Source organism: Arthrobacter sp. AG1021, assembly GCF_003633665.1.
In the GTDB taxonomy this organism is placed as follows: Bacteria; Actinomycetota; Actinomycetes; order Actinomycetales; family Micrococcaceae; genus Glutamicibacter; species Glutamicibacter soli.
Map to the genome: position 1 here is coordinate 338,192 of NZ_RBLB01000010.1, position 24,050 is coordinate 362,241.

At 64.3% G+C, this 24,050-nt stretch carries 30 protein-coding genes and 4 tRNA genes; 13 read left to right on the forward strand and 21 right to left on the reverse strand.

Translation table 11 applies throughout. The features are described from left to right. Window positions 1-36 precede the first annotated feature (36 nt). A complete protein-coding gene (locus DFO58_RS15100) occupies window positions 37-819 on the forward strand; it encodes an ABC transporter ATP-binding protein (protein WP_244910900.1) in 783 nt (260 codons plus the stop codon). Beyond that, on the forward strand, window positions 816-1,541 hold the full coding sequence (locus DFO58_RS15105) for an ABC transporter permease (RefSeq protein WP_161449994.1): 726 nt from the start codon (window positions 816-818) through the stop codon (window positions 1,539-1,541). Before DFO58_RS15100 ends, DFO58_RS15105 begins: the two co-directional genes overlap by 4 nt. 49 nt (window positions 1,542-1,590) lie before the next feature. Here DFO58_RS15105 and DFO58_RS15110 read toward each other — a convergent pair whose 3' ends face one another. Beyond that, window positions 1,591-1,803 carry a hypothetical protein gene (locus DFO58_RS15110; RefSeq protein ID WP_047118248.1) on the reverse strand — a complete coding sequence of 71 codons (213 nt, stop codon included), beginning with the start codon at window positions 1,801-1,803 and terminating at the stop codon, window positions 1,591-1,593. Window positions 1,804-1,943: 140 nt separating this feature from the next. Further along, entirely contained in the window at window positions 1,944-2,501 is a 558-nt protein-coding gene (gene pyrE / locus DFO58_RS15115) for an orotate phosphoribosyltransferase (RefSeq protein ID WP_181728131.1), read from the reverse strand. A gap of 39 nt (window positions 2,502-2,540) precedes the next feature. Here pyrE and DFO58_RS15120 point away from each other — a divergent pair, with 39 nt between their 5' ends. Both DFO58_RS15120 and nadE read left to right on the forward strand, forming a co-directional pair. After that, the gene (locus DFO58_RS15120) at window positions 2,541-2,978 is read left to right on the forward strand and encodes a transcriptional regulator (protein ID WP_047118172.1); all 438 of its coding nucleotides are present in this window, start codon (window positions 2,541-2,543) and stop codon (window positions 2,976-2,978) included. Window positions 2,979-3,070: 92 nt separating this feature from the next. Further along, a complete protein-coding gene (nadE, locus tag DFO58_RS15125) occupies window positions 3,071-3,895 on the forward strand; it encodes an ammonia-dependent NAD(+) synthetase (protein ID WP_053797191.1) in 825 nt (274 codons plus the stop codon). A gap of 498 nt (window positions 3,896-4,393) precedes the next feature. Here the strand turns inward: nadE and DFO58_RS15130 are convergent, their stop codons facing one another. The 4 genes from DFO58_RS15130 to DFO58_RS15145 all read right to left on the reverse strand — a co-directional run bounded on the left by DFO58_RS15130 (window position 4,394) and on the right by DFO58_RS15145 (window position 6,655). Then, window positions 4,394-4,693 (reverse strand): transcriptional regulator, encoded by a 300-nt coding sequence (locus DFO58_RS15130; protein WP_113607561.1) that lies wholly within the window; start codon window positions 4,691-4,693, stop codon window positions 4,394-4,396. Beyond that, a complete protein-coding gene (locus DFO58_RS15135) occupies window positions 4,690-5,130 on the reverse strand; it encodes a hypothetical protein (RefSeq protein ID WP_120991576.1) in 441 nt (146 codons plus the stop codon). Before DFO58_RS15135 ends, DFO58_RS15130 begins: the two co-directional genes overlap by 4 nt. Then, window positions 5,127-5,333 carry a hypothetical protein gene (locus DFO58_RS15140; RefSeq protein ID WP_047118176.1) on the reverse strand — a complete coding sequence of 69 codons (207 nt, stop codon included), beginning with the start codon at window positions 5,331-5,333 and terminating at the stop codon, window positions 5,127-5,129. The genes DFO58_RS15135 and DFO58_RS15140 overlap by 4 nt, the downstream gene beginning before the upstream one ends. 176 nt (window positions 5,334-5,509) lie before the next feature. Continuing rightward, window positions 5,510-6,655, reverse strand: a complete 1,146-nt coding sequence (locus DFO58_RS15145; RefSeq protein ID WP_120991577.1) for an acyl-CoA dehydrogenase family protein — start codon at window positions 6,653-6,655, stop codon at window positions 5,510-5,512. Between the two features lie 71 nt (window positions 6,656-6,726). On the opposite strand from DFO58_RS15145, the gene DFO58_RS15150 reads away from it, so the two are divergent. After that, a complete protein-coding gene (locus tag DFO58_RS15150; protein ID WP_047118177.1) occupies window positions 6,727-7,230 on the forward strand; it encodes a MarR family transcriptional regulator in 504 nt (167 codons plus the stop codon). Here the strand turns inward: DFO58_RS15150 and mmsB are convergent. Next, window positions 7,225-8,121, reverse strand: a complete 897-nt coding sequence (mmsB, locus tag DFO58_RS15155; protein ID WP_047118178.1) for a 3-hydroxyisobutyrate dehydrogenase — start codon at window positions 8,119-8,121, stop codon at window positions 7,225-7,227. The genes DFO58_RS15150 and mmsB overlap by 6 nt on opposite strands. Next, window positions 8,118-9,170, reverse strand: coding sequence for a 3-hydroxyisobutyryl-CoA hydrolase (locus DFO58_RS15160; RefSeq protein WP_120991578.1), 1,053 nt, complete (start codon window positions 9,168-9,170; stop codon window positions 8,118-8,120). The genes mmsB and DFO58_RS15160 overlap by 4 nt, the downstream gene beginning before the upstream one ends. Window positions 9,171-9,274: 104 nt before the next feature. On the opposite strand from DFO58_RS15160, the gene DFO58_RS15165 reads away from it, so the two are divergent. Together DFO58_RS15165 and DFO58_RS15170 are read left to right on the forward strand one after the other, a co-directional pair. Then, entirely contained in the window at window positions 9,275-10,075 is an 801-nt protein-coding gene (locus DFO58_RS15165; protein WP_120991579.1) for an exodeoxyribonuclease III, read from the forward strand. A 15-nt stretch (window positions 10,076-10,090) separates the two neighbouring features. Next, window positions 10,091-10,933, forward strand: coding sequence for a hypothetical protein (locus DFO58_RS15170; protein ID WP_047118250.1), 843 nt, complete (start codon window positions 10,091-10,093; stop codon window positions 10,931-10,933). A 78-nt stretch (window positions 10,934-11,011) separates the two neighbouring features. Here DFO58_RS15170 and DFO58_RS15175 read toward each other — a convergent pair. From DFO58_RS15175 to DFO58_RS15190, 4 genes are all read right to left on the reverse strand, one after another. Next, window positions 11,012-11,085 (reverse strand) — tRNA-Asp (locus tag DFO58_RS15175). A 60-nt stretch (window positions 11,086-11,145) separates the two neighbouring features. After that, a tRNA-Phe gene (locus tag DFO58_RS15180) sits at window positions 11,146-11,218 on the reverse strand. Between the two features lie 49 nt (window positions 11,219-11,267). Continuing rightward, window positions 11,268-11,341 (reverse strand) — tRNA-Asp (locus DFO58_RS15185). A 55-nt stretch (window positions 11,342-11,396) separates the two neighbouring features. Next, window positions 11,397-11,469, reverse strand: a tRNA-Glu gene (locus tag DFO58_RS15190). 135 nt (window positions 11,470-11,604) lie between these two features. On the opposite strand from DFO58_RS15190, the gene DFO58_RS15195 reads away from it, so the two are divergent. Together DFO58_RS15195 and DFO58_RS15200 are read left to right on the forward strand one after the other, a co-directional pair. Then, on the forward strand, window positions 11,605-11,976 hold the full coding sequence (locus tag DFO58_RS15195) for a metallopeptidase family protein (RefSeq protein ID WP_047118181.1): 372 nt from the start codon (window positions 11,605-11,607) through the stop codon (window positions 11,974-11,976). Window positions 11,977-12,520: 544 nt separating this feature from the next. Beyond that, complete coding sequence (locus DFO58_RS15200) at window positions 12,521-14,230, forward strand: NlpC/P60 family protein (protein ID WP_146956057.1); 1,710 nt, start codon at window positions 12,521-12,523, stop codon at window positions 14,228-14,230. A 129-nt stretch (window positions 14,231-14,359) separates the two neighbouring features. Here DFO58_RS15200 and DFO58_RS15205 read toward each other — a convergent pair whose 3' ends face one another. After that, window positions 14,360-15,337 carry a universal stress protein gene (locus DFO58_RS15205; protein ID WP_113607556.1) on the reverse strand — a complete coding sequence of 326 codons (978 nt, stop codon included), beginning with the start codon at window positions 15,335-15,337 and terminating at the stop codon, window positions 14,360-14,362. 169 nt (window positions 15,338-15,506) lie between these two features. On the opposite strand from DFO58_RS15205, the gene DFO58_RS15210 reads away from it, so the two are divergent. Beyond that, window positions 15,507-16,958 carry an NCS2 family permease gene (locus tag DFO58_RS15210; RefSeq protein WP_183043217.1) on the forward strand — a complete coding sequence of 484 codons (1,452 nt, stop codon included), beginning with the start codon at window positions 15,507-15,509 and terminating at the stop codon, window positions 16,956-16,958. A gap of 101 nt (window positions 16,959-17,059) precedes the next feature. After that, on the forward strand, window positions 17,060-17,599 hold the full coding sequence (locus tag DFO58_RS15215; RefSeq protein ID WP_120991581.1) for a DUF2087 domain-containing protein: 540 nt from the start codon (window positions 17,060-17,062) through the stop codon (window positions 17,597-17,599). Here DFO58_RS15215 and DFO58_RS15220 read toward each other — a convergent pair. Both DFO58_RS15220 and DFO58_RS15225 read right to left on the reverse strand, forming a co-directional pair. Further along, on the reverse strand, window positions 17,596-18,423 hold the full coding sequence (locus tag DFO58_RS15220; RefSeq protein WP_120991582.1) for a fused MFS/spermidine synthase: 828 nt from the start codon (window positions 18,421-18,423) through the stop codon (window positions 17,596-17,598). The genes DFO58_RS15215 and DFO58_RS15220 overlap by 4 nt on opposite strands. After that, on the reverse strand, window positions 18,416-18,931 hold the full coding sequence (locus DFO58_RS15225) for a GNAT family N-acetyltransferase (protein ID WP_053797182.1): 516 nt from the start codon (window positions 18,929-18,931) through the stop codon (window positions 18,416-18,418). Before DFO58_RS15225 ends, DFO58_RS15220 begins: the two co-directional genes overlap by 8 nt. Before the next feature lie 138 nt (window positions 18,932-19,069). Between DFO58_RS15225 and DFO58_RS15230 the strand changes: the two genes are divergently transcribed. Continuing rightward, window positions 19,070-19,462, forward strand: a complete 393-nt coding sequence (locus tag DFO58_RS15230; RefSeq protein WP_047118187.1) for a hypothetical protein — start codon at window positions 19,070-19,072, stop codon at window positions 19,460-19,462. A gap of 9 nt (window positions 19,463-19,471) precedes the next feature. On the opposite strand, the gene DFO58_RS15235 is transcribed toward DFO58_RS15230, so the two are convergent. Both DFO58_RS15235 and DFO58_RS15240 read right to left on the reverse strand, forming a co-directional pair. After that, a complete protein-coding gene (locus DFO58_RS15235; protein WP_053797181.1) occupies window positions 19,472-20,161 on the reverse strand; it encodes an O-methyltransferase in 690 nt (229 codons plus the stop codon). 289 nt (window positions 20,162-20,450) lie between these two features. After that, window positions 20,451-20,759, reverse strand: a complete 309-nt coding sequence (locus DFO58_RS15240) for a thiamine-binding protein (RefSeq protein WP_047118188.1) — start codon at window positions 20,757-20,759, stop codon at window positions 20,451-20,453. Window positions 20,760-20,949: 190 nt separating this feature from the next. Between DFO58_RS15240 and DFO58_RS15245 the strand changes: the two genes are divergently transcribed. Beyond that, window positions 20,950-21,156 (forward strand): hypothetical protein, encoded by a 207-nt coding sequence (locus DFO58_RS15245; protein ID WP_047118189.1) that lies wholly within the window; start codon window positions 20,950-20,952, stop codon window positions 21,154-21,156. A 36-nt stretch (window positions 21,157-21,192) separates the two neighbouring features. On the opposite strand, the gene DFO58_RS15250 is transcribed toward DFO58_RS15245, so the two are convergent. From DFO58_RS15250 to DFO58_RS15265, 4 genes are read right to left on the reverse strand one after another with little or no spacing between them, the layout of a single operon-like run. Next, window positions 21,193-21,510: an AzlD domain-containing protein gene (locus DFO58_RS15250; RefSeq protein ID WP_047118190.1), complete on the reverse strand. Its 318-nt coding sequence runs from the start codon at window positions 21,508-21,510 to the stop codon at window positions 21,193-21,195. Then, window positions 21,507-22,238, reverse strand: coding sequence for an AzlC family ABC transporter permease (locus DFO58_RS15255; protein ID WP_286163629.1), 732 nt, complete (start codon window positions 22,236-22,238; stop codon window positions 21,507-21,509). Before DFO58_RS15255 ends, DFO58_RS15250 begins: the two co-directional genes overlap by 4 nt. Next, entirely contained in the window at window positions 22,219-22,902 is a 684-nt protein-coding gene (locus DFO58_RS15260) for a hypothetical protein (RefSeq protein ID WP_113607554.1), read from the reverse strand. The genes DFO58_RS15255 and DFO58_RS15260 overlap by 20 nt, the downstream gene beginning before the upstream one ends. A gap of 5 nt (window positions 22,903-22,907) precedes the next feature. Then, complete coding sequence (locus tag DFO58_RS15265; RefSeq protein WP_047118193.1) at window positions 22,908-23,777, reverse strand: glycerophosphodiester phosphodiesterase family protein; 870 nt, start codon at window positions 23,775-23,777, stop codon at window positions 22,908-22,910. Between the last annotated feature and the right edge of the window lie 273 nt (window positions 23,778-24,050).

The window sequence follows — 24,050 nt, forward strand, 5'->3', positions numbered from 1 at the left end:
TTGACCCTGCCACGGCTGGGGTCTCTAATTCATTGTGTGACCAACAAGACTGCATGCATCCAGGTCCAGCGGTTGAGCGTCAAGAGAGGCAAATCGCTGGTTCTCCAGGACATCGACTGCGAGCTGGCCCCGGGCCGCATCGTCGGGTTGCTGGGCCCCAGCGGCAGCGGCAAGAGCACGCTGCTGCGCAGCATCGTGGGCAACCAGATCACCGCCGGCGGCACGGTCACCGTCCTGGGGCAGCCGGCCGGGCACAAGTCCCTGCGGCATAGGGTCGGCTACATGACGCAGGCTGCCAGCGTCTACGACGACCTGACGGTGCAGCAAAACGTCGCCTATTTCGCCAAGGTCCTCGGCCTGCCAGATGCCGAAGCCACCCGAGTCATCGAAGCCACCGACCTGCAGGACCAGGCTAAGCGGCTGGTGCTGGACTTGTCCGGCGGGCAGCGCAACCGCGTATCCCTTGCCATCGCGCTGCTCGGGTCTCCTGACATCGTCATCCTCGACGAGCCGACGGTCGGGCTGGATCCGGTACTTCGCGCGGAGCTCTGGGCCCTGTTCGCCAAGCTGGCGAAGACCGGAATCTGCCTGTTGGTTTCCAGCCACGTCATGGACGAGGCCATGCGCTGCGATGAAATGCTCCTGTTGCGCAACGGAAAGCTGCTGGCCCAGCTCTCCCCCGGCGAACTGCTCAGGCGCACCGGCGCCAGCGACCCGGAAGACGCATTCCTCAGGCTCATCGCCTCCGGCGGACTGGGGTCCGCGCCACCGCGCGACCCGTCCACCGCACGGCACCGGGCGGAAGGAGAGGGATCGTGAAACGAACCGCGGCCACCGCGGCCCGGGTCTTGACCCAGATCCGACACGACCCGCGCACCATCGCGTTGATGCTGGTAGTCCCCAGCCTATTGATCGGCTTGATGGCCTGGATTTTCACCGATACCGAGGTGTTCCAGCGCATCGGCCCGGCGATGATCGCGCTGTTCCCATTTGTCGTGATGTTTCTGGTGACCAGCATCGCGACGCTGCGCGAACGGCGCAGCGGCACCTTGGAGCGGCTGCTCAGCATGCCGCTGGCCAAGGGCGAGTTCATCTTCGGCTATGCGCTGGCGTTCACCTTGGTTGCGGTGCTGCAGACCGTCATCGCGGTCTCGTTCGCCCTTCTGGTACTGGGGCTGCAGATCTCCGGAAGCCTGGTGCTGCTTTTCAGCGTGGCGGCGCTGGATGCCCTGCTCGGAACCAGTCTGGGATTGATGGCCAGCGCCTTCGCCCGCACCGAATTCCAGGTCGTCCAGTTCATGCCGCTGCTGATCTTTCCACAGTTCCTGCTGTCCGGGCTGATCCTGCCACGCGAGCAGCTGCCGGGGACGCTGGAGGTCATCGGCGATTGGCTGCCGCTGTCGCATGCCATCGACGCGCTGGGCGATGTCGCTGCGGGCACCGAGGACAGCGGCACCTGGGCCAGCCTTCTGGTCATCGGCGCGTGGATTCTCGGCGCCCTGCTGGTCGGATCGTTGACCCTGCGTCGGCGGACGCCGTAGCGCTTCGCTTGCTTGAACTAGCCGGGCAGCCCCACGGCCGGTTGCTCCATTAAACCCGGCCGTACTTCTTGTGCGCCGCCTGCTTCGAAATCTCCAGGGCAGATGCGATGGCTTGCCAGGAATACCCGTTGGCGCGCGCCCGGCGCACCTCGGCGGTTTGCGACCGGGCCAGTTCCCGCTGCCCCTCGGTCAGACGCCGAAGCTCCGCCAAGGGACCTCCGTGGTCCTCGGAGTCGACGGCTGTTCGAATCCCCTCATCCATGGGGTCAACTTTAGTTGACGGCATGTTGCAAGTCAATCAAAGTTGACGGAATTCAGGGTCGGGAAAATCCGCAAGGGCTGGGCGAACCTTGAGGTTCGCCCAGCCCTTGCGGTCGAAGAGATTGACGGGAAAGCTGCAGACTACAGACCCAGCTCGTCCTTGCCGTAGGCGAAGAGGTAAGGCACGCCGGCCTCTTCCTCGATGCGCTCCTTGGCACCGGTGTCGCGATCCACGATAACGGCCACGGCGATGACGTTGCCGCCAGCCTTGCGGACACCCTCGACCGCGGTCAGCGCGGAGCCGCCGGTGGTGGAGGTGTCCTCCAGCACGATGACGTTGCGGCCCTCAACGCTCGGGCCTTCAACCTGACGGCCCATGCCGTAGGACTTCTGCGCCTTGCGCACCACGAAAGCGTCGATGGCGCGGTTCTTTTCGCGCGCAGTGTGCATGATGGCGGTGCCCACCGGGTCAGCGCCCATGGTCAGCCCGCCCACGTTGGTGAACTCCAGACCGGCTTCATCCAGAAGATCAAGCATGACCTGGCCGACCAGACCTGAAGCTTCCTGCTGCAGGGTGACCCGGCGAAGGTCGATATAGTAATCGGCTTCCTTGCCAGAGGAGAGGATGACCTTGCCACGCACAATGGCAAATTCCTGGATCAGTTCTTTTAGCCGCCCGCGGGCGCTGGTTTCGCTCATACCCTCGATTCTAGTCGGCATCCTCGCTAGGCTGATCCCATGAACGCTACACGCCCCTTGGGTTACTGGTTGAAATTGGTGGATTCGCTGATTGACGAGCAGTTTGCTGCGACGCTGGAAGAGCATGGCGTGACACGCCGGCAATGGCAGGTGCTGAATCTCCTGGAACAGCAACCCGCCACCGAGCCGGAACTGACCGCCGGACTTTCGCCATTCTTCGCGTCGCCCGACGAACCGACGTCGGTCTCCGAGCACCTCATGGAATTGGTGGAGTCTGGATGGATTTCGCACGACGAGGGCGAGTTCTCCATCACCGACCGCGGCCACGTCTCGTTGATGAAGCTCAGCGAACTGATCGAGAAGATCCGGACGCAGTCGGGACAGGATCTCGACGGCTCGGAATACGCTGCAGTGGTCGCCACGCTGGAGAAGATGGCGCGCAACCTCGGATGGGACCCGGACGCCGAAGAAAGCTAGGAGTTGCGGCGAATGTTGAGAACTCGTTAAGTTTCGCCGCCCTTCCGCAGTTACGACCGCATCCTGCCTCCGATATACCTAGGATTAGTTACATGCGTGAACTTCAAGCAGCAATCATTGAAGAGCTGGGCGTCAAGGCGTCCATCAACCCGGCCGAGGAAGTGCGATCCCGAGTCGACTTCTTGAAAGACTACCTCGCCGCGACCGGCGCGAAGGGTTTCGTGCTGGGCATTTCCGGCGGCATCGATTCCACGCTCGCCGGACGCCTGGCTCAGCTTGCCGTCCAGGAAGTGCGCGAAGCCGGCGGCACCGCCGAATTCATCGCCGTCCGCCTGCCCCACGGGGTCCAGCATGATGCGGCGGATGCCGCGGCGGCCATGCAGTTCGTCGCCGCCGACCAGGAGTTCGAGGTCAATATCTCCAAGCCCGTGGCGGGACTGGATGAAGCCCTGGCCGATGCCGGGCATCCTGCGATCAGCGATTTCAACCGAGGCAACGCCAAGGCCCGCATGCGGATGATCGTCCAGTACGCGGTGGCCGGGGACCGCGGCATGCTGGTCATCGGCACCGACCATGCGGCGGAGTCCGTGACCGGGTTCTTCACGAAGTTCGGCGACGGAGGCGCAGACCTGCTGCCGCTGGCCGGGCTGAACAAGCGGCAGAACCAGGCGCTGTTGCGCGAGTTGGACGCCCCAGAGCTGCTCTGGGCCAAGGCTCCCACCGCGGACCTGCTGGACGGCCAGCCGCAGCGTACCGACGAGGACGAACTGGGACTGACCTACGCGCAGATCGACGACTACCTCGAGGGCCGCGAAATCGACGAGGCCGCCGCGCTGTCGATCGAACGGCGCTTCGTTCTCTCGCGACATAAGCGGACCGTTCCCGCCACCAACCTCGACAAATGGTGGAGAGCCTAGAGGAAGTCCTCCCAGACGCGGGTTTCATGGATTTCACCGACTTCGGGCGCTAGGCTGCGGCCACGGTGCCGCTACGGCACCGCCCCACGGCAAACGAGGACGCATCCATGGAAGCTGGATCCGAACACCGCACGGCGGGTGCCGCCGGTTGGCGGCCGGTGCTGGGAATTCTCCTCGGCATCTACATCGGCTACGCCGGATGGAGCTGCTCACCTCGGGCAGGGCTTCGGCATCGCTCTGAGTTTTGCGCTGTGGGCGGTGAGCGTCTCGAACCTGAGCTTGATCCAGTCCTCAGCGGTAGCTGGGGCCGCACGCGTCCCGCGCCGGCTGGCCTGGACTGCGGCGATGGCCGCAGGGGCCGCCCTCCCGACCGGCCTTCCAGCCGATCCCTTCTGGGCCGTGCTGGCCGTGCCGTTGCTCATCGTTGCGGCAGGGAGGATGTGGAGCCGAGCAGGAAAATCCGCCCGGTCACCACGGCCCGCCGCGAAATGACGGCGGCTAGGCCAGGCCGGTAACTTCCTTCAGTGCCTGGACGTGCCCCGTGAAGGCACTGCGCCCTTCGGGGCTCAGCTTGGCCCAGGTCCGAGGACGTTTTCCCACGAATCCCTTGCGGATTTTGACGTGGCCTTTTTCCTCCAAGGCGCTCAGATGGCGGGACAGCACAGAATCCGAAATTCCCAGCGCTTCCTTGAGCGACTTGAAATCCGCCTCCTCCACCATGTTCAGCGCGCCCATGATGGACAGGCGGACGGGATTGGAGAAGTCGTCATTGAGTCGGTTCCGGGCATGCGTGGTCATTTCCGCACCATGCCGATTCCCACAATCAGTAGCGGGGCCGATACAACGATCCAAATCAGTCCTAGGATGGCCCAGGAACTCAGCTGCTGCGGAAGGAGCGCCAACGAGGCCGCATAGAAGACGATGGTCAGGGTGAACCCCCAGGTGTAGCGTTTTGACGCGCCGATCGGAAGCGAACGGTAGAGCTTACGGTAGGCCAGCGACGCGGCGAGGATCGCCACCACGTAGAGTCCAATGATCACGATGAAGCCGGCTATGTGCTTCTGCGGTGGATACAGCTGCAGCAGGAAAGCGAGGGCGCCGATGACCAGCGAAACGATGATGCTGTACCAGCCTAGAAGCCTTGAGCCGTAGCCAACGGCACGGTCCATGTCGGCTTGGGCCTGCGCCAGCGCTGCCAGCTGCTGTTCCGGGTTGAGGTTGTTTTCGGCGCTCATGACGCGCGCTCTTCCGCGCGGGCCGCGGCCTGCTGCCGAGCGTGCAATGAGCTCATGGTCATCGTCACGGCGAAAAAGATTCCCATTCCCACGAAAATCAGCGCGTTGCGGCCGCTGAAGTAGGCGAAGAGCGCGAGAGCTGCGAAGAGCACGCCCGCAAGGCTGATGATGATCGAGTACGTGGCATTGGACATCTTGTTCATGATCCTGCTCCCGCGGTTCCGTTCCTCCGATGTACCAAAAGACTAACAAGTACTTTCTGTATTGGAAAGTACTTTCTCAGTTTTTGTTTTAGCGGCTGCCAACCCCGGATCTTCCAGGGCCGGCAGCCTGGGCGCGCGTGCAAAACGGGAGGAGACGGCGAGCGGCGCCCATGTAATCAGACGAAGGCGCCCGTTCCAGTCAACGCACGCCCCACAATGAGCGAATTGATCTCATAGGTGCCTTCGTAGGTATGGAGGATTTCAACATCGCAGAAGATCTTGGCCATTTCGTATTCCGAGGACACCCCATTGCCGCCAAGAAGTGCACGGCCCTTGGCCACCGCATCCCGCGCCAGCCGGGTTGCCGTCGACTTGGCCAGCGCTGCATCGGCCATGGTCAGCTTTCCCGCCTCCTGCTTGCGCGCGATGTCGCCCATCATGGACAGCCCGGCCCGGGCATTGCCGGCGATTTCGGCAAGGGCCTGCTGGATGAGCTGGAAGGATGCCAGCGGCTTGCCGAACTGCCCACGGCTGACCGCATAGGCCGTGCAGACGTCCAGGGTCGCCAGCATCGCGCCGGCAGCCTGCCAGCCGACCCACGCCCGGGATTGCATGAGCAGGTGGTTCGCTGCGGCGAAGCCTGTGGCTCCGGGAAGCTTGTTTTCCAGCGGAATACGCACCTCGTGCAGTTCGATGTCGGCATTCTGCATGATGCGCAGGCCGATCTTGTTTCCGATCTTGGAGGCGCTGAATCCCCGCCTGCCGGATTCCACCAGATAGGCGCCGATGTCCCCGGATTCCGGTTCCCTGGCCCAGACCAGCGCGAAGTCCGCGATGGTTCCCATGCCGATCCAGCGCTTGCGCCCGGTAAGGACGTACTCGTCGCCTTCCCGGCGCACGCTGGTGGCCATTCCCCCTGCAATGTCCGATCCATGCTCCGGCTCGGTCATGGCAAACGCTCCGAATGCCTCAAGCCTGCCCAAACGCGGCAGCCACTCTCGGCGTTGCGCTTCGGAGCCTAATTCGTTGATCATTCCGAGCACAAGTTCATTGTGGATTCCCACCACCGAGGAGAGGGAGATGTCAGCGCGGGCCAGCTCGGCATGAATCAGCCCACGCGCCAGATGCGAGCAGTCCTCCAGCTGCACCGCGCCCAGGCCCGCGGCGCCGAGCTCCGCCACCAGCCCGGGAGCGAAGTCCTCGCGGTTCCAGTACTCGATGGATTGCCTGCGGATCCTGCCTTGGGCGAGTTCACGCACCTGGGCCAGGCGCGCGCGCTCGGACTGGGTGAGTTGCGCCGAAATGTCGGTCATGAGGTCCATCCGGGATCTCCTTCCAAACCTTAGGATGTCCAAGTATATTGTTGGACTAGGTCTTATTTTGGGGGTAGAAAATGTCGTCACCATTGCCGCGCGACCCGATTGCCCAGGCCCGCGACCAGTGGGTCTCCCATGGCTGGGATGCCGAGGCGGACTCCATGGCCGCGATTACCGCAGTCATGCGCACCGCCTCGATCTTTCTTCAGCGCGCGGATTCAATACTCAGGCCGCACGGCCTGACCTTCGCCCGCTTCGAGGTGCTCGCGCTGCTCGGCTTCTCCAAGCGAGGTTCGCTGCCCATGACCCACGCCAGCCGCCTGCTGCAGGTGCATGCGACAAGCCTGACCAATTCCGTGGACCGGCTGGAAGCCACCGGCCTAGTCCGCCGGATTCAGCATCCCACCGACGGCCGCACCCGGCTGCTTGAACTGACCGCCGAGGGGGCGAATGTCCTGGCCGCGGCCCGCGACGATCTCAACGAGCAGCTGTTCGCCGACAGCGGCCTGCCGGTCGCGGATGCGCGGGAGCTGTTCCAGATCCTCTCGCGCTTCCGCAGGGCCTCGGGCGACTTCCTATAACGTTCCTTCGCGCACCGCGTTGATGATTCCCGAGAAGTCCGTGCCGGCATTTCCCTCGTCGCTGAACTTGCGGTAGAGCGCCGCGGCCAGGGCGCCCATTCGCGCATCGGTATCGGTATGCTCCAGCGCGCTGGACGCCAGCCCAAGGTCCTTGGCCATCAGCGCCGCGGCGAAGCCGGGCTGGTAGTCGCGGTTCGCCGGCGACGCGGGCACCGGCCCGGGGACCGGACAATTGGTGGTCACCGACCAGCATTGGCCCGAGGCAGTGGAAATGACGTCGTAGAGCGCTTGGTGTTCCAGACCCAGGCGCTCGCCCAGGACGAAGGCCTCGGCCGCGCCGATCATTGAAACGCCCAGCAGCATGTTGTTGCAGATTTTCGCGGCCTGCCCCGAACCGTGGCCGCCACAGTGCACGATCCGCTTGCCCATATGCTCCAGCACGGCAGTGATCTCCGCCAGGTCCGCGGCCTCGGCTCCGAGCATGAAGGTCAAGGTCCCTGCTTCGGCTCCGACCACTCCGCCGGAGACCGGCGCGTCCGCGCTGCGATGCCCGGCGGCGACGGCCAGCTCAGCCGCTTCGCGGGCCTGAGCGACATCGATGGTAGAGCATTCGAGGAACAGCGTATTCGGCGCCGCGGCGTCGAGCAGGTAGCTCCGGTAGGCGTCCAGCACATGCTGGCCCGAGGGGAACATGGTCAGCACGATGTCGACGTCCTTCGCCGCGTCGGCTCCGCTGTCGACCGTTTCGATGCCGGCATCCGCCGCGGCTTGCACCGCCGCAGGGACGACATCGAAGCCCTTAAGCTTGTAGCCGGCCCGGTGAAGATTGATGGCCATGGGCAGTCCCATGTGCCCTAGTCCCAGGAATCCAATAACTGGCAGATTGCTCATCGTCCACTCTTTTCGCATAGTCCCTGGTCAATCAGGGTGAAATTCAATTCGGAGCCGGCCAGCGGCCTGAAATGCCTGGCCGTGCGCTGCTCGGGGCTGAGGTTTTCCAGCGGTTCGTTCCACTGCGGCTTTCGGTCCTTGTCGATCACCGCGGCACGGATGCCCTCAGCGAAATCCGGGTCGTCGAGCCGATGCACGGCCGCCCGGAACTCGCGGGCCAAGTCCGCGCGCAAGTCGGCCCCGGCGTCCCGCAGCAGCTCGTCCACAAGCCGCACCGAGCTCGGGCACGCGGCTTCCAGCGCCGCCAGGGCCGCTGCAGCCCGTGGGTTCTCGAACTCGGACAGTTCCGCCGCGACCGCCGGAATGCTCGGCTCGGACAAGGACTGGACCCACTCTTCGTGCAGGTACCCGGCCTCGGGGATTCCCGCGAAGCGCGACACCGCGCGGTCCACCGGCTCGGTCTGCAGCGCCTCAAGCAGGGCCGCCAGATCCTTTTGCAGTACGTAGTTATCGGCGAGTCCCAGCGCCATGGTGTCCGCGGCGCCGAACTTCATGCCGGTCAGCGCCGCCAGGCGTCCTGCCGCCCGCGGGGCGCGGGATAGCAGGTGGGTGCCCCCGACATCCGGGAAGAATCCGATGCCCACCTCCGGCATGCCGCACCGGCTCGTTTCGGTCACGATGCGATGGCTCCCGTGAGCCGAGATGCCGATGCCTCCGCCCAGCACAATTCCGTCCATGAACGCGATATACGGCTTGGGGTACTCGTCGATCAAGACATTGAGCTGGTATTCGACCCGCCAGAATTCTTCCGAGGAACCATTGCGCTCCAGGATGTCCTGGTAGATGGCGACGATATCCCCGCCGGCGCAGAAGGCCCGGTCGCCGGCCCCGACAACAGCCACGTGTTCAATCTCCGGATCATCGCGCCACTGCAGCAGCGCGTCCAGGATGGCGCGGCACATGTCCGTATTCAGTGCGTTCAGGGATTTCGGACGGTTCAGGGTAATGAGCCCCAGATGTCCGCGGCACTGGGTCAGGATCTCAGGCAAGGGCCTCTCCTTTGAGTGATTGGGGTCACCTTCAGAGACGAATATACTCGGACTTCCAAGTAAATTGAAGTGGCTCGCTCGGTCAAACTTGATAGGTTGAAGAAGTGAAGATTGCGACTTGGAATGTAAATTCGCTGCGTGCCCGAGCCGACCGTGTTGAGGACTGGCTGCGCCGCACCGACGTGGATGTCCTGGCCATCCAGGAAACGAAATGCAAGGACGACAATTTCCCGTGGGAATTGTTCGAGAACAACGACTACGAAGTCGCGCATTGCGGCGTGAACCAGTGGAACGGCGTGGCCATTGCCTCGCGCGTCGGTCTGGATGACGTGCAGCGCGGTTTCGCCGGGCAGCCGGAATTCGGCAAGGGCGGCAAGAACCCGATCCTAGAGCCGCGTGCCATCGGCGCGACGTGCGGCGGTGTGCGCATCTGGAGCCTCTACGTCCCCAACGGCCGCGCCCTGGATGACGAGCACATGGGTTACAAGCTCAGCTGGCTCGACGCGCTCAAGCAGGACACCGTCGGCTGGCTGGAAGCCGATCCGCAGGCGCAGATTGCGCTCATGGGCGACTGGAACATCGCCCCGAAGGACGAAGATGTCTGGGACATCAGCTTCTTCCTGGAAAACGAGCTGACCCACGTTTCTGCTCCCGAACGCGCGGCCTTCGCGGCCTTCGAGGACGCCGGATTCACCGATGTCGTCCGCCCGCACACCGAAGGCCAGTTCACCTACTGGGACTACACCCAGCTGCGCTTCCCCAAGGGCGAAGGCATGCGCATCGATTTCTCGTTGACCTCGCCGGCCCTCACCGCGCGGGTCACCGGCGCGAGCATTGATCGCGAAGAGCGCAAAGGCAAGGGCGCGAGCGATCATGCGCCGGTAATTGTGGAGCTGGGCGGATAGATTAGGGGAATGAAGATGACTGGGCCCCTGTACGACCTGACGGCAGCGACCGCGCACCTGCGTGTCTACGAACCGCTGTCCGCGTTCGAGGACTGGGCCCAGTCCATTATCATCAACACCCCCGGGCGCAGCGCGGACCAGCTCGACGTACTGGAGAACCAGCAGCTGTGGGAGCGAACCCTGCGCGGCGTCTCCGACCCGTTCCCCCACACCGAGCAGGAAACCTTCCGCACCGTCAAGATCCTCGACTACCAGGGCGCCGAGCATACCCGGTACTGCCCCTCGCAGATCCAGGCCCGGAGCCTGCTGGCCGCGGAGCAGGCGGAGGAAGCCATGCGCGCCGAAGTTTTCGATCTGCTGATCCCTCCGGCCGCCCGCCGCGCGAACGGGCAGCGCGTGGACACGGACAAGCTTGCCGCTGACCTGACGCACCTGCACACCCGTACCTCCACCTGGGGCATCCCGCTGAGCTGGTTCTCGCTGTTCCGCGATGACGACGAGTGCGAGGTCCTCTACGTCGGGGAGCGGCTGCGGACAGTTCGGTTGCTGGTTCCGCTTGAGCAGGCCATCGAGCGCCTGGCCTGGGCGGTGCAGACCATGGCTACCCACGCGCCGCAGGCACCGCTGTTCGAAGAACTGGGGTCACTGGGCGGCTGGCTTGAATCCTTCGACCCGCAGTCGGTGATCGAGCTGGATTACGGGCTGCTTGCGGACATCGTTTGGCCCGATGAATCCGTGAACGACCTGATGCACGGAATCCAGGCCCTGGAGGACGGCGACATGACCATGGCCGCGGCGGCCTACCGGCGCCTGAGCAATCGATGGATCGGCCCGCGCCAGCTGGGCCGGGCCAACTAACCGGACCCAAGCGAAACCGGGCCCGTTCCGGGAAAGGGAAAAGCTCCAGTTCGCTTGAATTGGAGCTTTCATGTACTGCGACCCTGACGGGACTTGAACCCGCGACCTCCGCCGTGACAGGGCGGCGCGCTAACCAACTGCGCTACAGGGCCTGGTGTTTTGGGATAATCCCAATTCACACAGTAAAACCCTCGGTTACCCGAGGGCCTGCGTGGCTCCGACCGGCGTCGATCCGGTGACCTTTCGATTTTCAGTCGAACGCTCTACCAACTGAGCTACAGAGCCTGGCGTCACAATATTTGGACACCTAATTTACTATTGCTAGTAAATTGAGCGACCCTGACGGGACTTGAACCCGCGACCTCCGCCGTGACAGGGCGGCGCGCTAACCAACTGCGCTACAGGGCCTTGCTTTCGCAAGCCGATGGATTTCTCCATCTGACAACCACAAAGTGGCTGTTTGTACCCCCAACGGGATTCGAACCCGTGCCGCTGCCGTGAAAGGGCAGTGTCCTAGGCCGCTAGACGATGGGGGCCTATATCAGCTGCGGTTTCTTTCGTCTCCGCTGCGGACTCCAATAACTATACGTGGGCTTTTTTGTTTTCGCAAAATCGGCATTCGCAACCTCTCGAACCACCCCAAAAGCGGGTCGTCGACCTAGGCTGGAGGCATGGATCTACAGATGCCCGACGACGAGTTCGACGCCCTGGCTCAGGAGGCTATTGACGCCATTCCGCAGCAGGCCCTGGACATGATGGATAACGTCGTTTTCTTTATTGAAGACGAGTACGAGCCACTCCCCGGAGAGCCGGAAAACACCGAGATTCTGGGGATTTACGACGGAGTGGCACTGACCGAACGAGATCAGGGATGGGAGGCTGGAGCCCTTCCCGACCGCATCACCATCTTCAAAAATCCCACGCTTCGGGCCTGCGAAACTCGAGAGGATGTTGTCCGCGAAATCAAGATTACGGTCATGCACGAAGTAGCCCACCACTTCGGCATCGACGACGCCAGACTGCACGAATTAGGGTGGTCATGAGCGCATTTCCCGAAAAAGTCTTTCTGAGATGTGCGTCACAAAATACGGTGAGATTGCAGCCACCTGCCCCAGCGGCGGTGTCCGACCTCACAGAGAAACCCCTTCTGTGTTTGCAAGTCACCCGGTCCGTGCCCGGCTCATCGCGCAGTCAGCGGAGCGCCGCAACCGGGTCACGCGGCGGATTTCGCCCGCACGTTTAAGAGGTCAAAAAATCGGTGTCGCGGTCGGCAGTGATCGACCGTTACATTTTCGTCACTCAATGGCCCCGTTAACCACGAACTGGGAAAGGGGACCGGTGATCTTCGAGAGTTTCCATCGGCCGCGAACCCAGCCCCCGTTTTCACGTCGCTCCACATCACAGGCATTTTCAGTCTCATAATTCCGTCAATGTAATTTGTGTGACTGGTGTGACTACTGTTGCGAACGGTACCGATGTTGGCATAGTGTGCTATTTGGGGCTTATCCAAATCGTGACCTAACCCGGTTGGATGATCACGGATTGAAACTGCCCCAATGTCATCTCTTGGAATCAGTGAGGAACGATATGGCTTACCGCCACACGCTCGGCGTTGCAGCGAGCACTCTTGCATTGGCAGTCACCTGCCTTGCCGGAGCAGCACCCGCTTCAGCAGCAACCACTACGTCATTCCCGACCACCGTGTCGATCGCAGCCGAGCGTTCGGTTTCCGGCCTGCCGAGTGCAGCGGAGATCGAGGCAGCCAAGAAGGACAAGGACTCCACCAATGCGATGATCGCGCGCCTGGAAGCTTCGCTGGCCTCCAGCCGTGCCGAGTTGCTCCAGGCCGAAACGGCGGCCGCCGAGGCCCAGGAGTCGCTGCTGACCGCAGGCGAGGAGCGCGATCTGCGCACCGCCGACGCCGAAAAGGCCGTCAAGCAGCTGGAGTATGCCAAGCAGTACCTCAAACAGAGCCAGACCGATCTGGGCGCCATCGCTTCGGACATCTACCGCAACGGCGCCGGCAACTCCACGCTCGGCATCCTGTTGAACAGCGACGACTCGAACGACCTTTTCTACAAGGCCGCCACCATTGACACCCTGAGCCAGCAGCAGGTCCAGTCGGTCAATTCGGCCACCGAGGCCGAGGCTCTGGTCTCTTCCTGGGAATCCTACGCAGACGCCGCGCAAAGCGCAGCGAAAGAAGCCGCGGCGAACTACGATGCCTCCGCGTCGACCGCCAACAGCACCTTGGCCACCTACCAGGCCGCCATCAAGCCAGAGCAGGACCTGCGCGACGAGCTGATCAGCAACCTGGCAAGCCTGAAGGACCAGGAAGAAGCCGAGGTCCGCAAGCAGGTCGAAAAGCAGGAAGAGGCGGAACGCGAAACCGCCCTGCAGGAAACCCTCAGCGCCGACGACGAACCGGTCGTCAAGCCAAGCCAGACCGGCACGATCCAGCCGCTGGCCGTGGATGCGCCGCAGGAACTGGAAGTCGACGAGTCGACCGCCGAGCCAACCGTGAAGCCAAAGCCTGAAGCGCAGCCGCTGGACGAAGTGGATACCGTCACTCCGACCTTGGCTCCTGAGCCGGAGAGCGCTCCGAAGCCGCAGAAGACCGAAACCCCGCAGGTCGAAGAAACCCAGAAGCCTGCCGAGACTCCAAAGGCCGAGGAAACCCAGAAGCCGAAGGAAACCCCGAAGGCGACCGAAAAGCCGAAGGAAACCCCGAAGGCCACCGAAAAGCCGAAGGAAACCCCGAAGGCAACGCAGAAGCCGAAAGAAACCCCGAAGGCAACGCAGAAGCCGAAAGAAACCCCCAAGGCCACCGAAAAGCCGAAGGAAACCCCGAAGCCCAAGCCGAAGCCGCAGAAGACCGAAGCTCCCAAGCAGGAGCAGGAAGTTGCTCCCCAGAGCAGCGGACGCAGCTACGGCGCTGCAATTTCCTGGGCACTGAATACCGCCAGTGACAACAGCAAGTACTACGTCTACGGCGCCAACGGCCCGAACGCCTTCGATTGCTCCAGCTTCTCCCAGCGGGCATTTGGCAAGTCGGGCATCAGCCTGCCGCGCACTTCGACCCAGCAGTTCTTCGCTGCACCGCAGTACGTGTCGCTGAACAACCTGCGCCCCGGCGACCTGGTGTTCTCCTCCTCAAACGGAGGATCCTCGTTCTACCACGTGGCCATCTACATCGGCAACGGCCAAGTGGTCCACGCACGCAACCCGAATGCAGGCATCTCGGTCACCCCGCTCAGCTGGGTGAACAACCTCCACTCGAAGGCCGCCCGCTACTAGGAGCAGGCCACAGCAGAGCACCCGCAGGGAAGTCCCCGCGGGTGCTCTGCTGTTTTCCGGCGCAGACAGCAGCGTGCCCCCGGGGATCGCTCCCCGGGGGCACGTCAGGCTTGCGCGGCGGCCTGGATGCTAGTCGTTGGCGCGGGTGTCGAAGTTCTTCCGGTCCGCCAGGCGCGGGTCGTCGGAATCCGGAACCACCATGACCGGGCCCTTGGAGTGGTGCAGTACGCCCTGGGAGGTCGAGCCCAGCAGCATGCCGGCGAAGCCGCCGCGGCCGCGCGAACCGGTCACGGTCAGCACCGCGTGCTCGGATTCACGGATCAGCACCTCGACCGGAGGGCCGCTGATTACATCGGTCTCGATCTTCAGGGTCGGGTAGTGCGAGGACAGCCAGGCCACGCCGACGCTCATCTGGTAGCGCACGTCCTCGAGCACCGCCTCCTGGTCCACCGTCGCCGGCATCCAGGCCAGCGCGGCGCCCACCGGGGCGACCGCGCAGATCAGGCGAAGGGTCAGGTCGCTGGCTATGGCGGCGTCCGCTGCGGCCAGCACCGCGGCGCGGGCGCGGTCCGAGCCGTCGACGCCGACCACGATCGACTTGCGCGCCGCGGCGGCTGCAGCCGCTGCGTCGCCTTCCTGCTCCTTGGCCACGGCCAGCGGAACAACCACCGTCGGGCACTTGGCGTGCGCCGGCAGGGCCGAGGAAACCGAGCCGAGCAGCCGGCCCACGAATCCGCCGCGGCCACGGGTGCCGACCACCACGAGCTCGGCGTCCTTGCTCAGGTCCAGCAGCACACCCGACGGGTCGCCGGATTCGATGTAGGTGCGGATGGTGGCCTCGCTGTTTTCCAGCTCCTTGCGCGCCTGGCGCACGATGTCCTCGGCGCCGCCGCGGATCAGGTCGTCGTCGAGGGTCGAGTAGCCCGCATCCATGGAGGAGGCGGCGAAAACCGGGATGGTGTAGGCCGAAACGATGTTCAGCACGCTTCCGCGGCGCACCGCTTCGCGTTCGGCCCAGCGCAGTGCGCACTTGCTCTGCTGCGATCCGTCGACGCCGACCACGATGCCTTCGATTTTTTCAGCTGCGACTGGTGCTTCGTCACTCATCAGACCCGCTCCTCAACTACTTCCGGTTTCACGTGGGCGTGATGCCCCTTACACCCAATGTACTTCGTTGGTGCGCCATCATGTGAGTTGGATCTAAAGATTTCACGCAGAGCCTACTCAGATTCGAATTGGGTATTGGAATGAGCCCGAAAGCACCTAGAATTTTCCTATGTCCTCCTCCACAAAATCAGCGCCTGCCAGTAGTATGCGCGAACGCCTTGACCGTTACTTCAAGATTTCGGAGCGGCGCTCCACCTTCTCCACCGAACTGCGCGGCGGCATCGCCACGTTCTTCGCGATGAGCTACATCGTGGTGCTCAACCCGCTGGTGCTCTCCGGCGCCGACTCCTCCGGCGGCGAGCTGGGGATCCAGCGCGTGGCCGCCGTGACCGCCTTGGTCTCCGGCATCCTGACCATCATCATGGGCATCTGGGCCCGCAGCCCGTTCGCCATGGCCACGGGCCTCGGCGTGAACGCGTTCGTGGCCATCACCGTGACCACCAACCCGGAACTGACCTGGGCCGACGTCATGGGTCTGGTGGTGATCGCCGGCATCGTGATGTTCATCCTGGTGCTCACCGGGTTTAGAACCGCGGTGTTCAACGCGGTCCCCGCGGGGCTGAAGACCGCCATCGTCGTGGGCATCGGCATGTTCATCGCCCTGATCGGCCTGGTCAACGCCGGCTTCGTGCAGCGCGTCCCGGATGCCGCGCACACCACCGTGCCGGTGGGCCTGGGCTTCGACGGCCAGCTGATGGGATGGCCGATCCTGGTCTTCATCATCGGCCTGCTGCTGACCATGACCCTGGTCGTCCGCAAGGTCAAGGGCGCGATCCTGATCGGCATCGTCGTCTCCGCGATCGTCGCCAACATCTTCGAGGCAGTGTTCCACGTCAGCGAGTCCGAGACCAACGGCTGGTCGCTGGTGGTTCCCTCGCTGCCCGACTGGCACCTGCCAGACCTGTCGCTGATCGGCGAGGTGAGCCTGTTCGGCGCCTTCGCCAAGATCGGCCCGACGGCCGCCTCGCTGCTGGCCTTCGTGATCCTGCTGTCCATCTTCTTCGACGCCATGGGCACCATGGTGGGCCTGGCCGCAGAGGCGGACCTGGTGGATGAGAACGACCAGATCCCCAACGTGGACAAGGTGCTGCTGGTCGATGCGGCCGGCGCTATCGTCGGCGGCGGCACCTCCAGCTCCTCGGCACAGATCTTCGTCGAATCCGGTGCCGGCATCGGCGAGGGCGCCCGCACCGGCCTGGCCTCGGTCTTCACCGGCCTGCTGATGATCGTGGCGATGTTCCTCAGCCCGCTGATCTACCTGGTGCCATTCGAGGCAGTGGCCCCGGCCCTGGTGGTTGTCGGTTTCATGATGATCACCCAGATCACCAAGATCGACTGGAACGACTGGGGCGTAGCGCTGCCTGCCTTCCTGACCTTCACCCTGATGCCGTTCACCTACTCCATTGCCAACGGCATCGGCGCAGGCTTCATCTCCTACGTCTTCATCCGCGCCACCCAGGGCCGCGCGAAGGAAATCCACCCGCTGATGTGGGTTGTGGCTACCGCCTTCGTGCTGTTCTTCGGCATCGGACTGATCGAGGACTGGGCCGGGGTCAAGTAGGCATACCCCTTCCAGCCACGCGCGGCGGCCCGTCCCGATTCCTTCGGGGCGGGCCGCCGCCGTTCCCGGACGGGCCCGCGCCGCTTCGCTAGCATGGGGGCATGGCAGATCATAACGAAACACCGGGGACTTCCCCGGCGGGAGCCTGGATCCAGGTGGCGGCGGGGCTGAAGAACCCGGCGATGCGCAAGCTGCTGGGCCAGGTGCTCACCGGGCAGGACCCCGAGCAGGAAGCGGCAGGGGCCCGCAGGGCCAAGGACCTGGCCCGTTGGGAGCAGATCGGCTTGCTGCGCCTCGGGGCGGGCGGGACCTGGGAGCTGAACGAGCAGCTGCTGGCCGACACCCTGGCCGCGGCGGGAGCCGCCAAGGCCGACCGCAGCGGCATCAACCGCTTTTTCACCGGCACGAAGCTGCACACGCTGCCTGCCAAGCCGGCGGACCGGCTGCAGGTCATGGCGTACCTGCGCGACGCGGTCATCGACGGGGACGAGCAGCTGCGCGAGGAGCAGCTCAACGAGCGGCTGCGGGTATTCCACCCGGATACCGCGCTGATCCGTCGCTACCTCGTGGACCACGGCCTGCTGCTGCGCGCCGCCGACGGATCCAGCTACCGCCGCGGCGACCGGTTGCCGGAAGCCTAGTCCTCGATGGGTGCCACGGAGCCGGCGAACCGCGCGACGGCCGAGTCGGACACCAGCTGCGCGGGCAGCGGCGCGGTGCGCAGGCTGCGTTCGAAGGCCGGGCCCAGGGCCAGCGGCTCGTCGCCGGCCAGGAACACGATGTTCCCGTAGCGCCGGCCCTTGAGCATGGGCGGATCGGCGATCAGCGCCACGTGCTTGAACACCGACAGCAGCGTGGCTGCCTCGGCCCGGGCCCCGGCCAGGTCCGCGGTGTCGCCGCAATTCAGGATGTACACCCCGCCCGCGTCCAGCACGCGCTGGGCCTGGCGGGCGTAGCCTACGGTGGTCAGCTGGCGCGGGGTGGTGCTGCCGGCGAACACGTCGCGGATGATGATATCGCGGCTGTCCTCGCTCAGCGTGGGAAGCACCTGCCCGGCATCCCCCACGCGCAGGCGCACCAGCGGGGCGCGCGGCACCTGGAAGTTGGTGCGCACCAGCTCGGCCAGCTTGGCATCCAGCTCCACCACGACCTGGCGGGCGTTCTCGTAGCGCGAGGCGACCCAGCGGGCCATCGAGCAGCCCCCGCCGCCCAGGTGCAGCACCCGCAGCTTGCGGGCGCGGCCGTCATAGTCCTCCGGCGGGTAGCCCGTCAGGAAGATCGGCTCCATCCAGCGCATGTACTCGAAGTCCAGGTAGCCTGGGTCGTCCAGGTCCACATGCGAGGAGGGCACCCCGTTGACCTTGAGGATGTAGCGGTTGGCCCCGTAGGGGTCGGATTCGATCTCCGCCAGCCCGGTGTCGATCGGGTAGCTTCCCACGAGCGTCGGCGCGGCGTCCCTAGCCATTGCGGCGCACCATCCTCAGCTCGGTCAGCCCGTTCCACGACCCGGTGAGCTCCTCGCTGACGCCGTCGAGCTCGAAGCCGTGCTTGCGGTAGAAGGCGATGGCTCGTTCGTTGCCCTGCAGCACCCAGACCAGCGCCGGACGCTGGCCCAGCACCACCTGGAGCAGGTGGGCACCCAGGCCGGAGCCGTAGAAGTCGGCCAGGATGTAGAGCATGCCCAGCTCGATCTCGACGCCGGCGTCCTGGTCCTCGTCGATGACCGGCGTCCCGCCGGCCAGTCCGATGATCCGCCCTTCGGCGTTCTCGGCGATGTAGAACTGGGCGCCGCCGGCCAGGCCGCGTTCCCACCAGGCTACTTGGGCCTCGAGCTGTTCCTCGTGGAAGGCGAAGAATTCCTCACCGCGGAACCCGCTGTAGGCTTGCCGCCAGGCAGCCAGCTTCATTTCCAGCGCCGGGCGCACATCCGCGGCGGTTGCCGCGCGGATTCGATAATCTTTCAGTTCAGGCACGCTACCAACCCTACGGCAGGGCGGCGGCCCAGCCCCGGAACGCACCACCCCTCCTACTTAAGTACGATTGCGGTCGCAGCTGGTTTTTGAAATGATGGCCGGATAACTACAGCTCATTGATGGAAAAGGGGTCAGTCCGTGCATCGGAACCAGTCGTTCGCCGCGCTGACCGGTGGAGTGATCGCCAGCCTGACCGTGGTGGTCAGCCTGTCCCCGAGTTTCTGGGTCATCCTGCTGGGAAGCCTGGTCCTGGTCATCGGATTCAGCACCCTGGCCAAGCTGGAGCGTTTCTGGGGTCCTGCCTCGTCGGGGTCCTATTTTTATGTCGCGCCCATGGTCGTTGGCCCGGCGGCCGGCGGCTTGCTGCGCGATACCCAGTATGCGGGCTGGGCCGGCGCGGCTGTCGGCCTGCTCTGCGGCTTGGCCGCCTACCTGCTGATCATGAAGTCCCCGCCATTCGCCGAACCGGGAGCCGATGAAGAGGCGGACGAGAATTACTTTCTGAACGTCCGCGAATCTTCGCGCAGCTAGTCGGCGAAGCTAAAGCACCCGGGCCAGCGCAAAACCGTCCCATCCCTTGGACCCGACGGTCTGCAGCGCCGTGGCCGAAACCCGCGGCTCGTCACGCAGCCAGCGCAGCGACTCCTGCACCCCTCGCAGATCCGCTTCCTGCAGCCCGTGCTGCGCCGGATCGTCGAGGATCTTCCCGGCCCTGATGACGTTGTCGAGCACCAGCACGGTTCCGGAGCGGGACAGTCTCACAGCGCGCTCCAGGTACACCACATTGTTCCGTTTGTCGGCGTCGATGAAAATCAGGTCGAACGGCGCGCTGCGCGAGCCGATCAGCCGCTCCAGAGTCCCCTGCGCGGCGCCGAGCTTGATCTCCACCCGGTCCGACAGCCCCGCACGCTCCAGGTTCTCGCGCGCGATGGATGCATGCAGCGGCTCGAATTCGCAGGAGACCACCTTGCCCCGGGCTCCGACGCCCCGGGCCAGCCAGCTGGTCGAGTAGCCGCCGAGCGTACCAATTTCCAGGACGCGGGTTGCGCCGGAGATTTCCACCAGGAGCTGCAGGAATTTGCCCTGCGCGGTGCTCACTTCGATGCGCGGCAACCCGGCATTGCGGGCATGCTCTCGCCCGGCTTCCAGCTCCGGAACTTCCAGTCCGAGAGCTACATTCAAGTAGTCATCGACTGCAGGGCTCTCACGGTCTGCCAGATGGTGGATCATCGTCTCTGGTTCTCCTCACGTTCCCGGCTGCCTGGTGCAGCACACCGCCCCTGCGAACCGGCCACCCGTTGGGGCGAACCGCGCAGGAGCCGGCCCTCCGGCGCGCCCGGGAACGCCTCGCAGATCAGCTGGTGATCGGCGGGCGGCTTTCCGGACCGGCCGGTACAGGTCTGTCGAGTTCAGGGTACTCCTGATGCTCCAGGAAGTGCAGGGGTCACGCCAATGACCTTGCCCATGCACAGCCGCGGCAGGGTGGAGCGATGGCGGGGCAATTGCCCCGGCACTCCGGCTACGCCCCGGATGCGTCGATGGCGCGTTCCAGGCGCTCCAGCTTGCCGTCGATCTCACCGGTGTATCCGGGGCGGATGTCCGCCTTCAGAACCAGGGACACCCTGGATCCGAACTGGCCAGCGGCGAACGTGGCCCGCTTGACGACGTCCATGACTTCGTCCCATTCACCCTCGATTTCGGTGAACATGGAGCTGGTGCGGTTGGGCAGACCCGATTCCCGGACGATCTTCACGGCTTCGGCGACCGCGTCGTGCACGGAGCCGTTGGGGTTGTCGGTACTGGGGGCAACTGAGAAAGCTACGATCATGAGTCCACTGTCCCACCGGGCACGGGGAAACTCCTAACGTGTTGCGCCGCTGCCGGGAGATCCGGGTGCCCTGTCCGCAAGCCGCCCGCGCTGTTATGGTGAAAGAAGGATGCGGTGACTGCGTCACTTCCTTCGGCAAAGCCACTACTCCTTGCAGTTTGCGGTGGAAACTACCGGGAAGGGGCAGGAAATGACACACGAAGAACAGGTCATGCGGAGGCAGCGGATCACCATACTCCTGCTGGTTTTCTTGGCCATCGCGGCCTTCGCCTTGGCCATCACCCCGGCGCTGGCCGGCCTATCCGGCGCGTTCGCGGCTTTCGGCGGGCTCTGCCTGCTGGTGTCTCTGGGCATCGCCATCAACAGCTACTGGCGCACCACCCGGACTCCGGATTGATCCGCCTGCACGGCACCCCTCGGCCGGGCCGGGGTGTCAGGCGGCCAATCCGGTAGCCCGCAGCAGAACCGCCGCCAGTGCGCCGGCAATCACCACCACCAGATACGGGGCCTTGAAAACCAGCGCGACGACGGCGGCGGCCAGCGCGCCGATGCGCGCATCGATCACCAGCTCCTGGCCGGAGGTGAACGCATTCACGGTGACCAACGAGGCCAGCAGTGCAATGGTCAAGGTGGCTGCGACATGGGACATCGTCGGCGAGTCCAGGACCTTGCGCGGTACGAAGTAACCGCAGATCTTGATCGCATAGGCGGTCAGGCAGGCTGCAAGGATCCACCAGCTCAGTTCGCTCATGCCCGGTCCTCCTGGACGTTCTGCAGCTCTCCGTGCTCGGTTGCCGGCTTGCTCCGGCGTCCGGTCGTCAGGGCATAGACCGCGGCGCAGGTGGCGGTGATGAGGATCGGCAGTCCCGGGCTCGTCAGCGGAACCGCGATCGCGGTGACCACCGCGGCGGCTAGCGCGATGAGCACCGGCTCCATGGCTTTCAAACGCGGCCACAGCAGTCCGATGAACGCCGCCACCGCTGCCCCGTCCAGCCCCCAGGCCGCGGGATCGCCCATGCGCTCTCCGAGCAGCGCCCCGGCAATGGTGAAGAAGTTCCACAGGACATACACCCCGACCCCGGCGCTGAAGAACCCGCGGCGTTTTTCGTCCACCTCGGCCTGCCCCAAGCTGACGGCGGTGGATTCGTCGATGGTCACCTGCGCCATCCATGGCACATGCCTGCCCCGGGGACGCAGCGCTTGCTTGATCTGCATCCCGTAGACGGCGTTGCGGATGCCCAGCAGGGATGCGGCGGAGAACGCTGCCGACGCGGCGCCGCCGCCCGAGATCACCCCGATGAAGGCGAATTGCGAACCGCCGGTGAACATCAGCGCGCTCAGGGTAACGGTCTGCCAGAGGTTCAGCCCCGCGGCGATGGACAACGCACCGAAAGAGATTCCGTAGAGGCCCGTCGCAATGGCGATGGACAGGCCCATCTTCGTCGCGGGGGTGAGCCGGCTACTCCGCGTGCCGGGCATCGTACCGGACCTTGTAAACGCCGCGCTTGACCTTGGCTTCCTTGATCACCACGTCCGCCAGTTCGCTCACGTGGCTGACATGGGTGCCACCGCATGGTTCGGCGTTGATTCCCTCGATGCGCACGGTGCGCAGCCCGTCGGCGTCCATGGTGCATATGACGGCCCCGCCGCCGGACAGCAATTCATCCACGCGTTCCTGCAGCCAGTCCCTGGCGGCTGCACGCTGCGTGTCATCCGCCAAGGGCAGGTCCACGCTGGCCGGGTCGAAATCCAAACGGGACTGTCCGGGAAAATGCGAATGGCCCTTGTGCTGCCAGCCGCGGTCTTCTCCCGCGAAACCCACGACATGCCCTGCGGTGTGCAGTGCCGCGTTCAGCAGGCGCTGCTGCTTGTCGATTGAGCTGAACACCTGCGTGCCCGGTTCCAGCTCCGGTGCGCCGTGGAGGATCACCAGGCCGTCCTGGTTGCGGCTCACGCTGACCGGGTGCCCGTTTACCGTCCCGCTGTCCTCCGGTTGACCGCCGCCTCGCGGATGGAAGATGTTCGGACTGAGCGCGATCCACGCTCCGTCTTCGTCGACACCGGTGGCAAGCACCTGCGCTTGGGCTTCAAAAGCATAGGTGTCCTGCAGATACAGATTTTCTTGCGTTGTAGCCGTGCTCATGTTTCCTAGTTCTGTTCCAATTCCCTGCGCAGTTCAGCAGGCCGGTTGCTCGTCAGTTGGCTTACGCCGAGGTTGACCAGGTATTGCGCGTCGGCTGGCCGGTCAACGGTCCAGATCCTGGCTGTCAGGCCACGCCCAAGCCACTCGCGCACGATTTTCTCATTGGCCCGGGTCCACGCAACCCCGGGACCGATGATTCCGGCGCCGCCCTGGTCGATGAACTCGATCCCTTCAGCTACCGACCGATACAGCACCTCATACACCGCTGCGCGCCCCATCTGGCCGGTGGAGACCAGCTCGTCCACCCACGATGCGTCCACCTCGGTGATCAGCTGGCAGAGCAGCTCCTTGTTCACCGTGCGGGAGAGGTACCGGAGCGATTCCGGTTCGAAGCTCATGAGGGTGACGGCAATCTGGTTCTTGCTGCCGGCCGTACCGGTAGAACGATCGAAATGGTTGTCGGCCAGGACCTTGAGCACCCCGTCTTCGAGCAAGTGCCCGAACGGGCTGGGATGCTTGATCTCGATGGCCAGGCCAATGGGCTGTCCCCGTTCCTCGAGGATCTCGAAGAGTTCGGCCAGGCTCAGGAGCTGTTCATTCTCCTGCCCGTAGCCCGCGGGAATCAGGTTCGGGATGACTCCGGTGAAGTCCATGGCCTTCATCTGGGACAGCGTGAACCCGGAAACCAGACCCGTCGAATCCGAGGTACGGTCCACGGTCGGATCATGGTGGCATACGACAATCCCATCCTGGGTCAGATGGACGTCACACTCTATGCCATCAGCTCCCTCGTCGATGGCCTGAAGGTAAGCTGCCCGAGTGTTCTCAGAGAACTTGTGGGAGCTGCCCCGGTGCGCGTAGAAAAGCGTATCCATGGTCTCTACGCTACGCGGTATGGCCCTGCTCTCACCAAACGTTCTCAGGTATGTTGCTTCTTTCCCTGTTAAACAAAAAAGGGGGAGCTTCTGCTCCCCCCGCCGGCCACCCCGCCGGCCAGGCGCCCAAGCACCGGCCGGGTTAAACAGCAGAAGGCCCCAACACTGTTGGAGCCTCCCACTTCTCAAGTTAAGTCCGGCGGTGACCTACTCTCCCACACCCTCACGAGTGCAGTACCATCGGCGCAATGGGCCTTAGCTTCCGGGTTCGGT